At 69.8% G+C, this 11,825-nt stretch carries 10 protein-coding genes; 5 read left to right on the forward strand and 5 right to left on the reverse strand.

The genetic code is table 11. The annotated features are described in order from the left end of the window. Positions 1-2 precede the first annotated feature (2 nt). The 3 genes from zwf to pgl are packed head-to-tail and all read left to right on the forward strand — an operon-like array spanning position 3 to position 3,339. Positions 3-1,526 carry a glucose-6-phosphate dehydrogenase gene (gene zwf, locus IEY95_RS20720; protein WP_189187560.1) on the forward strand — a complete coding sequence of 508 codons (1,524 nt, stop codon included), beginning with the start codon at positions 3-5 and terminating at the stop codon, positions 1,524-1,526. Continuing rightward, positions 1,523-2,560: a glucose-6-phosphate dehydrogenase assembly protein OpcA gene (opcA, locus tag IEY95_RS20725; RefSeq protein ID WP_189187561.1), complete on the forward strand. Its 1,038-nt coding sequence runs from the start codon at positions 1,523-1,525 to the stop codon at positions 2,558-2,560. The genes zwf and opcA overlap by 4 nt, the downstream gene beginning before the upstream one ends. Further along, positions 2,557-3,339, forward strand: coding sequence for a 6-phosphogluconolactonase (gene pgl, locus IEY95_RS20730; protein ID WP_189187562.1), 783 nt, complete (start codon positions 2,557-2,559; stop codon positions 3,337-3,339). Before opcA ends, pgl begins: the two co-directional genes overlap by 4 nt. Before the next feature lie 180 nt (positions 3,340-3,519). Here pgl and IEY95_RS20735 read toward each other — a convergent pair whose 3' ends face one another. The 5 genes from IEY95_RS20735 to IEY95_RS20755 form a co-directional block, all read right to left on the reverse strand. Further along, the gene (locus IEY95_RS20735; protein WP_189187563.1) at positions 3,520-4,359 is read right to left on the reverse strand and encodes a carbohydrate ABC transporter permease; all 840 of its coding nucleotides are present in this window, start codon (positions 4,357-4,359) and stop codon (positions 3,520-3,522) included. Continuing rightward, on the reverse strand, positions 4,356-5,714 hold the full coding sequence (locus IEY95_RS20740) for an ABC transporter permease subunit (protein WP_189187564.1): 1,359 nt from the start codon (positions 5,712-5,714) through the stop codon (positions 4,356-4,358). The genes IEY95_RS20735 and IEY95_RS20740 overlap by 4 nt, the downstream gene beginning before the upstream one ends. Positions 5,715-5,719: 5 nt before the next feature. Further along, entirely contained in the window at positions 5,720-7,045 is a 1,326-nt protein-coding gene (locus IEY95_RS20745) for an ABC transporter substrate-binding protein (RefSeq protein ID WP_189187565.1), read from the reverse strand. Between the two features lie 99 nt (positions 7,046-7,144). Beyond that, positions 7,145-8,818, reverse strand: a complete 1,674-nt coding sequence (locus IEY95_RS20750; protein WP_189187566.1) for a glycoside hydrolase family 13 protein — start codon at positions 8,816-8,818, stop codon at positions 7,145-7,147. Between the two features lie 161 nt (positions 8,819-8,979). Continuing rightward, on the reverse strand, positions 8,980-10,254 hold the full coding sequence (locus IEY95_RS20755; protein ID WP_189187567.1) for an ABC transporter substrate-binding protein: 1,275 nt from the start codon (positions 10,252-10,254) through the stop codon (positions 8,980-8,982). A 154-nt stretch (positions 10,255-10,408) separates the two neighbouring features. On the opposite strand from IEY95_RS20755, the gene IEY95_RS20760 reads away from it, so the two are divergent. Both IEY95_RS20760 and IEY95_RS20765 read left to right on the forward strand, forming a co-directional pair. Continuing rightward, positions 10,409-10,924: a PadR family transcriptional regulator gene (locus IEY95_RS20760; protein ID WP_189187568.1), complete on the forward strand. Its 516-nt coding sequence runs from the start codon at positions 10,409-10,411 to the stop codon at positions 10,922-10,924. Next, the gene (locus IEY95_RS20765) at positions 10,921-11,691 is read left to right on the forward strand and encodes an ABC transporter ATP-binding protein (protein WP_189187569.1); all 771 of its coding nucleotides are present in this window, start codon (positions 10,921-10,923) and stop codon (positions 11,689-11,691) included. Before IEY95_RS20760 ends, IEY95_RS20765 begins: the two co-directional genes overlap by 4 nt. Positions 11,692-11,825 lie beyond the last annotated feature (134 nt).

Raw genomic sequence — 11,825 nt, forward strand, 5'->3', positions numbered from 1 at the left:
CCTTGTCAAGCAGCAACCCGCTGCGTGACCCCGCAGACCGACGGCTCCCGCGTATCGCGGGGCCGTCGGGCCTGGTCATCTTCGGCGTCACGGGCGATTTGTCACGTAAAAAGCTGATGCCCGCCGTGTACGACCTCGCCAACCGGGGTCTGCTGCCGCCGGGCTTCTCGCTCGTCGGTTTCGCACGCCGCGAGTGGGCCAACGAGGACTTCGCCCAGGAGGTCCACGACGCCGTCAAGGAGCACGCCCGTACGCCCTTCCGCGAGGAGGTCTGGCAGCAGCTCGTCCAGGGCATGCGCTTCGTGCAGGGCACCTTCGACGACGACGACGCCTTCGAACGGCTGCGCTCCACCATCGACGAGCTGGACAAGGCACAGGGCACGGGCGGCAACTTCGCCTTCTACCTCTCCGTGCCGCCGTCCGCCTTCCCGGTGGTCATCAAGCAGCTGAAGAAGCACCGTCTGGCCGAGCAGTCGAACGGCTCCTGGCGCCGCGCGGTCATCGAGAAGCCCTTCGGCCACGACCTCAAGTCGGCCGAGGAGCTCAACTCGGTCGTCCACGAGGTCTTCGCGCCCGACCAGGTCTTCCGCATCGACCACTACCTGGGCAAGGAGACCGTCCAGAACATCCTGGCGCTCCGCTTCGCCAACCAGATGTTCGAGCCGATCTGGAACCGGTCCTTCGTCGACCATGTACAGATCACCATGGCCGAGGACATCGGTATCGGCGGCCGCGCCGGCTACTACGACGGCATCGGCGCCGCCCGGGACGTCATCCAGAACCACCTGCTCCAGCTCATGGCCCTCACGGCCATGGAGGAACCCGCCTCCTTCGACGCGGACGCGCTCGCCGCCGAGAAGACCAAGGTGCTCGGCGCTGTGAAACTGCCGAAGGACCTGGGCAGGAGCACGGTCCGCGGGCAGTACGCGGAGGGCTGGCAGGGCGGCGAGCAGGCCGTCGGATACCTCCAGGAAGACGGCATCGACCCCAAGTCGAAGACCGACACATACGCCGCGATCAAGGTTGAGGTCGACAACCGCCGCTGGGCGGGCGTCCCCTTCTACCTGCGCACCGGCAAGCGCCTCGGCCGACGCGTCACCGAGATCGCGGTCGTCTTCCAGCGCGCCCCGCACTCCCCCTTCGACCACACGGCGACGGAGGAGCTGGGCCAGAACGCGATCGTCATCCGGGTCCAGCCCGACGAGGGCATCACGGTCCGCTTCGGCTCCAAGGTGCCCGGCACCTCGATGGAGATCCGGGACGTCTCGATGGACTTCGCGTACGGCGAGTCCTTCACCGAGTCGAGCCCGGAGGCGTACGAGCGCCTGATCCTGGACGTCCTGCTGGGCGACTCGAACCTCTTCCCGCGCACCGAAGAGGTCGAGCTGTCCTGGAAGATCCTCGACCCGATCGAGGAGTACTGGGACAAGCACGGCAAGCCCGCGCAGTACCCCGCGGGTACGTGGGGCCCCGTCGAGGCGGACGAAATGCTCGAGGCAGACGGACGGAGCTGGCGTCGCCCATGAAGACCGATCTCACGGACACCACGGCCAGCAAGATCAACAAGGCGCTGGTGCAGGGCCGCCGCGCCATCGGCACGCCCGCCGTCGGCATGGTGCTCACCCTCGTCATCGTCACCGACGAGGAGAACGCCTACGACGCCCTGAAGGCCGCCAACGAGGCCTCGCACGAGCACCCCTCGCGCACCCTCGTGGTCATCAGGCGGGTCTCGCGCTCGCCCCGCGACCGCACGAAGTCACGCCTCGACGCCGAGGTGCGACTCGGCGCGGAGGCCGGCACCGGCGAGACGGTGGTGCTGCGCCTGTACGGCGAGGTCGTCAACCACGCCCAGTCGGTCGTCCTGCCGCTGCTGCTGCCGGACGCTCCCGTCGTCGTCTGGTGGCCGGTGAACGCGCCGCTCGACCCGGCCAAGGACCCGCTCGGCGCGCTCGGCCAGCGCCGCGTGACCGACACCTACGCGGCCGAAGCACCGGTACGGGAGCTGAGCGCCCGCGCCGACGCCTACACACCGGGCGACACCGACCTCGCCTGGACCCGCATCACGCCTTGGCGCTCGATGCTGGCCGCAGCTCTGGACCAGGTCACCTGCGAGGTGGACGCGGTCGAGGTGGAGGGCGAGGAGTTCAACCCGAGCTGCGAGCTGCTCGCCATGTGGCTCGCGGACCGACTCGACGTGCCCGTCAAGCGCTCCCTGTCCTCCGGTCCCGGCCTCACCGGCGTCCGGCTGGACACGAGTTGCGGCCCGATCGTCCTGGACCGCGCCGACGGCTCCCTGGCGACCCTGTCCATCGAGGGGCAGCCCGACCGCGCGGTGGCGCTCAAGCGCCGCGAGACGTCCGAATTGATCGCGGAGGAGCTGCGCCGTCTCGACCCGGACGACACGTACGCGTCGGCGCTGCGGTACGGGGTGGACCGCCTGAACGCGTCGGAGGCGGAGAATTCCGCCTCCGAGGCCACCGCGACCGAGGCCTCCGCCAAGGCTCCGGCCAAGAAGGCCGCGGCCAAGAAGTCTCCCGCGAAGAAGGCGGCCGCGAAGTGAGCACCCCGCAGCTCGTCGTACACCGCGACAAGGAGCTGATGGCTCAGGCCGCCGCGGCCCGGCTGATCACGAAGATCGTGGACGCGCAGGCCTCGCGCGGCTACGCCTCGGTCGTGCTCACGGGCGGCCGCAACGGCAACGGCCTCCTGGCCGCGCTGGCCGCCGCGCCCGCGCGGGATGCCATCGACTGGGGCCGCCTCGACCTGTGGTGGGGCGACGAGCGGTTCCTGCCCGAGGGCGACCCGGACCGCAACGACACGCAGGCCCGCGCGGCGCTGCTGGACTCGGTGCCGCTGGACCCCGCGCGGGTGCACTCGATGCCGACGTCCGACGGTCCGTACGGCGCCGACGTGGACGCGGCGGCGGAGGCGTACGCCACCGAGCTCGCGAAGGCCGCCGGGCCCGAGAACCACGGTTCCGTGCCGACCTTCGACGTCCTGATGCTGGGCGTCGGTCCCGACACCCACGTGGCCTCGCTCTTCCCGGAGCTCCCCGCGGTGCGGGAGACGGAGCGGACGGTGGTCGGCGTACACGGCGCACCGAAGCCCCCGCCGACCCGCGTCTCCCTCACCCTCCCCGCGATCCGCTCCGCCCGTGAGGTGTGGCTGCTGGCAGCGGGCGAGGACAAGGCCCAGGCCGCGGCGATCGCCCTGTCGGGCGCGGGCGAGGTACAGGCCCCGGCAGCGGGCGCCTACGGCCGCTCCCGCACCCTGTGGCTCCTGGACGCGGCAGCGGCTTCCCAGCTGCCGCGATCGCTGTATCCGCCGGCTTCGGCCTGAGCCCGGAGGGTAGGGGCGGCGGGGTTTGATTCGCCCCCGCCGCCCCTACCCACTCCCGTACCTGGGGCTGCGCCCCCAGACCCCCGCTCCGCTCAAAAGACTGCGCGGTTCCCCGCGTCCCTGAAGAATTGCGCGAACAGCCCCACCCACCCGCAGCCGACAGACCGGTCCGGGGCCGGGTCATTTCACCGACCCGGCCATCACTCCCTGCACAAAGTGCCGCTGGAAGGCGAAGAACACGACCACCGGCACCACCAGGGAGAGAAACGCGCCGGGCGCCAGCACATCGATGTTGCTTCCGAACTGCCGTATCTGCGACTGGAGTTCAACCGTCAGCGGCTGCGAGGAGCTGTCGGCGAAGAGCAGCGCGACCAGCATGTCGTTCCAGACCCACAGGAACTGGAAGATGGCGAGGCTCGCGATGGCCGGCCGCCCCACCGGCAGCACGAGTCGCGTGAAGATACGCCACTCGGTGCCGCCGTCCATGCGCGCCGCCTCCAGCATCTCCCGAGGCATCTCCGCGAAGTAGTTGCGCAACAGGAAGATCGCGAACGGCAGCCCGTACGACACATGGAAGAGGACGACACCCGGAATCGTGCCGAACAGGCCCAGCTGGCCGAAGAGTTTCGCCACCGGGAGCAGACCGATCTGCACCGGCACCACCAACAGCGCGACCACCAGCAGGAAGAGCGGCTCGCGCCCCGGGAAGTCCAGCCATGCGAAGGCGTATCCGGCGAGCGCGGCGAGCACGACGACGAGGAAGGTCGCCGGGACGGAGATCAGTACGGTGTTCCAGAACGCCCGCGTCATCCCCGAATTGCCCAGCAGCGCCGAGTAGTTGTCGAAGGACAGCTGCCCGGGGCTCTTCAAGGCGGTCCACCAGCCCCCCTTCGCCGTGTCCTGAGCGGATCGCAGCGAGGACACGAAGAGTCCCGCGAGCGGGGTCAGCCACACCAGGCCCACGACGACGAGAAACGCCTGCACCAGGCTGTTGCCGAGCCCTCGCCTGAGCGCGTTCATCGTTGACTCCCTCGGAAACGGCGGACGTTGAAGACCATGGCGGGGATCACCAGGAGCAGGAGCAGCACCCCGAGTGCGCTGCCCAGGCCCTGGTTGTTGCCGCCGCCGAAGGACACCAGCCACATCTGGGTGGCCAGCACGGTGGCGTCCTCTTGCACCGGGCCCGGCGCGATGATGTAGACGAGGTCGAAGACCTTCATCACGTTGATGACCAGCGTCACGAAGACCACGGTGAGGACGGGCCCGAGCAGCGGAACGGTGATCCTGCGGAAGATCTGCCACTCGTTCGCCCCGTCGATCCGGGCCGCCTCCAGGGCGTCCCGCGGCAGCGCGGCGAGCCCCGCGCCGATCAGGACCATCGCGAAGCCGGTCCAGATCCACAGGTAGGCGCCGATGATGGCGGGCGTGACAAGCGCAGGGCCCAGCCAGGAGACGCCCTGGTACGGCGGCGCGAAGTTCGACGCGGGCAGCCGCACGGTGTACGAGCCCGAGCCGAGGCCCTGGAAGCGGAAGGAGCCGTCGTCCGCGGTGGTGGTGCTCGCGACGGTCTTCCCGTCGCGCACCGCCTCGACCTTCATCTCCGGCAGCCCGCTCTCCTGCCGGTCGACCTTGCCCTGCTGCCCTCCCCCGCCGCGGGTGAAGTCCAGATAGGCGACGCCGCGTATCTCGTCGACGGCCGCCTGCTGGGCCGCGGCCGGGTAAGCGGGCCGCGCGCCCTGCGGCAGGTCCTTCGGGAGGATGCCGACCAGGCCGAGGTCGACGGTGTGGCCAGGGGACGCGGCAGCGGTCGTACCGTACGAGCCGTCGGCGCCCTTGGTCAGGCCCTGGCCGTCACGGGCGCGGGCGGTCGGATACGACGAGGTCCCCTTGAAGGCGTCGTGCACGGAGACGACAGCGGCGTTCAGAACGCCCTTGTCCGGGTCCTCGTCGTAGGCGAGCCGGAAGATGATGCCCGCGGCGAGGAAGGAGACGGCCATCGGCATGAACAGCAGCAGCTTGAACGCCGTGGCCCAGCGCACCTTCTCGACGAGAACGGCGAGGATCAGGCCGAGCCCGGTGAGCAGAGCCGGTGCGACGACCACCCAGATCGCGGTGTTGCGGACGGCCTTGAGCGTGGCGGGGTCGCGGAACATCTCTGTGTAGTTGTCGCCGCCCACGAACCGGGTGCCGGAGGCGTCGAAGAAACTGCGGCCCACCGAGAACAGCACCGGGTAGACGACGAGCGCGCCGAGCAGGAGCAGGGCGGGGAAGACGAAGGCGAGGGCGATGACGCGGCCGCGTCGCCGGGCCCGCCGCCGGCGGTCGGCCATGGCGACCGGCGGCGGGCTCGCCTCTTTCAGGAGCGTGGCGGTCATGATGATCAGCCCTGGTATGCCTTGGCCGCCGCACTCTCCAGCTTGGCCGCGGTCCCCTTCGGGTCGGACGGGTCGCGCAGGAAGTCCTGGAGGAGCTTCCACTCACCGGCGCCCTTGGTTCCTCCGAACGCGGCAGGGGCCTGGTCGGACATGTCGAAGCGGACCGAATCCCCGGCGGCGACAAGGGACTTGGCAGTCTCGCGGGTGACGTCGTCGCCGTAGGAGGAGAGGTCGAGCTTCTTGTTCGGGGAGAGGAATCCGCCCGCCTTGGCCCACACCGCCGACGCTTCGGGGGTGGCCAGGTACTCCAGGAACTGCATGGCGGCCTTCTGGTTCTTGCCGTCCTTGAGGACGACGGCCGCGTCGCCGCCGCTGACCACGGGCGCCTTGCCGCCGCCGACCGCCGGGAAGGGGAAGAAGTTGGCGTCCTCACCGATCTTCTTGCCGAACTGGTCCTTGGCGACACCGGCCACGAAGTCGCCCTCGTAGACCATGCCGGCCTCGGGCTTGGGCCCGAAGACCTTCTCGACGGAGCCGGGGAAGTCGGTGTTCAGCGCCTCCTTCTGGCCGCCGGCTATCAGCTGCTTGTCCTTGAAGAGCTTGCCGAGGGTGGTGAGGGCCTCGACCACGGTCGGGTCGGTCCACTTGATCTTGTGGGCGGCCAGGGCGTCGTACTTCTCGGGTCCGGCCTGGGAGAGGTAGATGTTCTCGAACCAGTCGGTGAGCGTCCAGCCGTCCTGTCCCGCGACGGAGAAGGCCGCGAGGCCCGACTCGGAGACGGTGTGCCCGGCCTTCAGCATCGCGTCGTACGTCGTCGGCGGCTTGACGCCCGCCTGGTCGAGGGCATCGGGGCTGTACCAGACGGTCGACTTGTGGGCGGCCTTGAAGTACAGGCCGTACAGGGTGCCGTCGACGCTGCCGTAGTTCTTCCACACGCTCGCGTAGTTGCTGTCGACGGACTGCTCGGTGGTCTTGGACAGCGGCTTGAGCCAGCCCTCCTTCGCGAACTGCTGGAGGACACCGACCTGCGGGACCATCACCACGTCGGGGGCGTTGCCGCCCTCGATCTTGCTGCCGACGACGGTGGAGACGTTGTCGCCGGTGGACATGAACTGGGTCTTGGCACCGGTCTTCTCGGTGAAGGCGTCCAGGACCTTCTGGAAGTTCTTCTGCTCACTGCCGGACCAGACACCGGCCACGGTGATCGTCTGGCCGCTGAGCGACTTGCCGCCACCTCCCGCGGAGACGGGGCCGCCTCCGCAGGCGGTCGCGCCGAGGGCGAGGGCGAGGGCGGTGCAGCTCGCGAGCAGGGTCGTACGTCGTCGCATCATCGTTGATGTCCCTTCGAGGGCGGGGAAACTGACGGGCAAAATGACGGGCAATCGGCAATCAGGTGGGGGTGGGGCTCACCCGTCGGTGGGTCGTGGGGCTCAGGGGTTGGTGCAGTCGCTGATCCACCAGGCGGCCGTCGAGCCGGGCAGGACGCCGGGCGCGCAGGGGCCGCTGGACAGCAGCGGGGTGCCGGACACCGGCGCGGGCGTGGGCGCCGTACCGAAGTTGACGGCGCAGACCAGGCCGTCACCGCGGACGAAGCCGAGGACGCCGGGCTGGGTGTCCAGCCAGCGCAGCACGCCTTCGCCCAACTGGGGCAATCCCGCGCGCAGTTGGAGTCCGTCGCGGTAGAGGTGCCAGAAGGAGCGGGTGTCCGCGAGGGCGCGGTCGGTGGCGTACTCGGCGAAGTAGGCGGGCTGCGGGAGCCACGGCTTGGCGCTCTCGACGCCCGAGGTGAAGCCGAACGGCGAGGCATGTCCCGACCAGGGCAGCGGCACCCGGCAGCCGTCGCGGATCCTGGCGCGGCTGCCGGTCCGGCGGAAGATCGGGTCGGTGAGCACGTCGTCGGGCAGGTCGACGACCTCGGGCAGCCCGAGCTCCTCGCCCTGGTAGATGTACGCGGCTCCGGGCAGTGCCAGCATCAGCAGCGCGGCGGCACGGGCGCGGGCGGCGCCGAGGCCGCTGCCCTCGGTACCGAGTTCGCCGTACCGGGTGACGGTGCGGACCTGGTCGTGGTTGTTGAGCACCCAGGTGACCGTCGAGCCGGTGCCCGCGATGTCCTGCATGGCCTCGGATATGACCTTGCGGAAGGCGTCGGCGTTCCACGGCGCGCTGAGCAGGTCGAAGAAGAAGGCCTGGTGCAGCTCGTCGTGGCGTACGTACTGGGCGTGTTCGCGGGCGGTCCGCACGGAGACCTCGCCGACGAGCAGCCGCTCTCTGCCGTCCCGGCCGGTGTACTCCTCGCACACCGACCGCCAGTGGCGCCAGACGTCGTGCACCTCGGGCTGGTTCCAGGCGAGCGGGTTGACCGAGTCGCGGGTGCGGGCATCGGCCTCCGGGTCGGGCGAGTCCGGCAGGTCCGGGTGCTTGTAGAGCCCGGCGGCCACGTCGATGCGGAAGCCGTCGACTCCCCGGTCGAGCCAGAAGCGCAGCACGTGGTCGAAGTGGGTGCCGACCTCGGGATTGCGCCAGTTCAGGTCGGGCTGCTCGGGCGTGAACATGTGCAGGTACCACTGGCCGGGCGTGCCGTCCTGCTCGGTGACCCGGCTCCAGGCGGGGCCGCCGAACATGGCGTGCCAGTTGTTGGGCGGCTCGGCCCCGTCCGGGCCCCGGCCGTCGGCGAAGTGGAAGCGGGCGCGGGCCGCGCTGCCCGGCGCCGAGACCAGTGCCTCCTGGAACCACGGGTGCTCGCTGGAGCAGTGGTTGGGGACGATGTCCAGGAGCACCTTGACGCCGAGGCGCCGGGCGTCCGTCATCAGCAGGTCGAACTCGGCGAGGTCACCGAAGAGCGGGTCCACGTCGCAGTAGTCGGCGACGTCGTAGCCGTGGTCGTGCTGCGGCGAGGGGTAGAAGGGGCTCAGCCAGATGCCGTCGACCCCGAGCTTCTTCAGATACGGCAGTCCGGCCCGGACTCCGGCGAGATCGCCGATGCCGTCCCCGGTGCTGTCCAGAAAACTCCGGACGTACACCTGGTAGATCACTGCGTCGCGCCACCAGCGGTGCGTGTTGAGCTTCACCCGTTGACCTGTCTGTGCGTGCCTCCGGTTATGCATGCATGTTAAGTAGGCGTGTTGCAGGAGTGTCAACGAGTAGGTGTCACACGTCTGGGAGTTGGGTCTTTATATGCCGACTTTTCTACCGTGAAAACCGAAGATGAGACAGGCGCGTTACCTAACATGTAACTAGGAGCCGTCGAGTGCGGCGAAAAGAGGGCTCAGCCCCGACGCGAGATGTCCGCCAGCTCGCGGGCCAGCCGGCGCACCGCCGCCTCGGGCGTCTGGTGCCCGGTCAGCGCGTCGTGCACGACGGCCTGCACGGCCAGGCTGACCTGGTCGTACCGCGGGCTCTTGGGGCGCGGCGCGGCCGCGAGGACGCTCGCGCGCAGCGTCGGCAGATACGGGAACTCCCGGATCAGCGCCGGGTCCTGGTAGAAGTCGGCCCGTACGGGCGGCAGCGCGCCACGCGTGAGGACCTGCCGCTGTACCCGCTCGCTGGTGAGGTACGCGATCAGGCGCGCGGCCGAGTCGGGGTGCCGGGCATGCGTGTTGACCGCGAGATTGGAGCCGCCGAGCACGCTCGTCCCCGGCCCGTCGGGTCCGGGCAGCGGCACCGCGCCAACCTTCCCGGCGACCTCCGAGCCCTTGGCGGAGGCACTGACGTAGGCGTACGGCCAGTTGCGCAGGAAGAGGAGATGGCCGTCCTGGAAGGCCTGTTTGGACTCCTGCTCCTTGTACGTCAACGCCTTCTTCGGGATCCAGCCGTCGCGCACGCCGTCCGCGAGGAAGCCGATGCCCTCACGGGCCGCCGCGGAGTCGACCGTGACGCGCTCGCCCTCGTCGCCGAGGATCGTGCCACCCGCCGAGTAGACCGCCTCGGCGGCGTTCACGGTGAGCCCCTCGTAGGGCAGGAACTGGCCCGCGTAGCCGTCGAGTCCGTACTTCGGCGCGATGGTCTTCGCCTGTTTCTCCAGCTCGGCCCAGGTGCGCGGGGGCGCGACACCCTCCTTGGCCAGGATGTCCTTGCGGTAGAGGAGGAGGCCGGCGTTGGTGACGTACGGGACGGCGTACAGCCTTCCGTCGTACGTCGCCGTGTCCACCACGGGCGGCAGGAAACCGCCGAGCGGGAAGCGGCCGCGGGGCAAGGGGGAGATCCAGCCCGCGGCAGCGAACTCCGAGGTCCAGGCGACGTCGATGTTGAGGACGTCGAAGCGGCTACGGTCGCCACCGCGCAGGTCGGTGGTCATCTGCGCGTGGGTCTCGTCCGCGGAGTCCGGGAGTTCGACGAGGGTGACCTTCTCGCCGGGGTGGGTGCGGTTCCAGCCGTCGAGCAGTGGACCCAAATAGTTCGTGAGGTCACCGGCGGTGGCGAGGGTGAGCGGACCGCGGCCCTCGCCGTGCGCTCCGTCCGAGCGCCCGCCCGAGGCGACGTAACCGGACAGGACCACCGCCGCGACCAGGAGGCCCCTACCGGCGGCGCGTATCCACCGCATAGGTTCCTCCCTGTACACCGGCACCGGGCACCTTCGCCCGGAGTCAGAGGCCATGTATACCTGTTAGGTATGGGCGATACTAGAGCCTGCGGCACATTGGCCTCGGGCACCTGGGCCTGCGGCACATGACAAGGATGCGGGGAGGAGAGCACGAGTGCGGCTGTCCCTCCTGGCCCTGCTGGCGCGCGGACCCGCCCATGGCTACGAGCTCAAACAGGACCTTGAGCAACTGCTGGGTGCCGCGTACCCTCAGCCGAACGTCGGCCAGATCTATGTGACACTCGGCCGCCTCGAGAAGTCGGGACTGATCGCGGGCGAGGAAGTCGAGCAGTCGAGCCGGCCCAACAAGAAGATCTATCACCTCACCGACGCCGGGCGTGAGGCGCTGCGCGCCTGGTACGAGGAGACGGCGGACGAGCCGCGCGTACGGGACGAGTTCTTCATGAAGCTCGCGCTCGCACCGCAGACCGGTCTCGCCGATCAGATCGCCCTGATCAACAAGCAGCGGCGCCAGTATCTGAACACCATGCGCGATCTGTCGAAGCTCGCCGCGGCCGAGAGCCGGGACAACCGCATCTCTCAGCTGCTCATCGAGGGCGCCATGCTGCATCTGCAGGCCGATCTCGACTGGCTGGAGCGCTGCCAGGAGGAGTTGGAGGAGCTGGAATGAGCCGCACCCCTCCTTCGCCGCGCGCCGAGGACGCCCCCGTGCTGCGCGCCGAGGGCCTGGTCAAGACCCACCATGGCGAGGGCGCGCCCGCGCATGCCGTACGCGGCGTGGACCTCGCCGTGCAAAAGGGCGAGTTCGTGGCCGTCACGGGCCCCTCCGGTGCCGGGAAGTCGACCCTGCTGCATCTGCTCGGCGGGCTCCAGCGACCGGATTCCGGCAGCGTCTGGCTGGACGGCGAGTGCACGGACGCGTACAGCGAGGCGCGCTGGGCGGTCGAGCGCCGGCGCCGCATCGGCATCGTCTTCCAGTTCTTCAACCTGGTGTCGAACCTGTCGGTCGCCGACAACGTCGAACTGCCCGCCCTGCTCGCCGGGGTCTCCCCCAAGCAGGCGCGCGCCGAGCGCGAGGAGCTCCTCGCCGAACTGGGCCTGGAGGGCAAGGAGCGCAGCATGCCGGGCGAACTGTCCGGCGGCGAGCAGCAGCGCGTCGCACTCGCGCGGGCCCTGGTCAACCATCCGCCGCTGCTGCTCGCCGACGAACCCGCGGGCAGCCTCGACAGCAAGGGCACCCGCGAGGTGACCCGGCTGCTGTCCCGTTTCCACCAGCGCGGCCAGACCATCCTGCTGGTCACGCATGACGCACGGCTCGCGAGCGCCGCGGACCGGGTGATCAGCTTCTTCGACGGCCGCATCGCCGACGACGCGGCGCTCGACGGCACACCGTCGCGGGGCGTGGGGATATCCGGTGTGCTGGAACTGAAGGACTGAGCCGCCGTGCGCAAGCCTCTGTCGAAGACCTGCTCCCCCCTGTCCAAGCCTCTGGCCAGGGCCTGGCCCCTCGTGCGCGAGCCCCTGCCGATGCGCTCTTCCCTCGTGCACAAGCCCCTGCCCATGCATCCTTC

The organism is Streptomyces albiflavescens (assembly GCF_014645835.1).
In the GTDB taxonomy this organism is placed as follows: Bacteria; Actinomycetota; Actinomycetes; order Streptomycetales; family Streptomycetaceae; genus Streptomyces; species Streptomyces albiflavescens.

Bases quoted from the DNA above. Each gene is read 5' to 3' on its own strand.
- IEY95_RS20755 (WP_189187567.1), bottom strand. From the start codon at position 10,254: ATGCGGTGGATACGCGCCGCCGGTAGGGGCCTCCTGGTCGCGGCGGTG.
- IEY95_RS20765 (WP_189187569.1), top strand. From the start codon at position 10,921: ATGAGCCGCACCCCTCCTTCGCCGCGCGCCGAGGACGCCCCCGTGCTG.
- IEY95_RS20745 (WP_189187565.1), bottom strand. From the start codon at position 7,045: ATGATGCGACGACGTACGACCCTGCTCGCGAGCTGCACCGCCCTCGCC.
- opcA (WP_189187561.1), top strand. From the start codon at position 1,523: ATGAAGACCGATCTCACGGACACCACGGCCAGCAAGATCAACAAGGCG.
- IEY95_RS20740 (WP_189187564.1), bottom strand. From the start codon at position 5,714: ATGACCGCCACGCTCCTGAAAGAGGCGAGCCCGCCGCCGGTCGCCATG.
- IEY95_RS20735 (WP_189187563.1), bottom strand. From the start codon at position 4,359: ATGAACGCGCTCAGGCGAGGGCTCGGCAACAGCCTGGTGCAGGCGTTT.
- IEY95_RS20750 (WP_189187566.1), bottom strand. From the start codon at position 8,818: ATGCATAACCGGAGGCACGCACAGACAGGTCAACGGGTGAAGCTCAAC.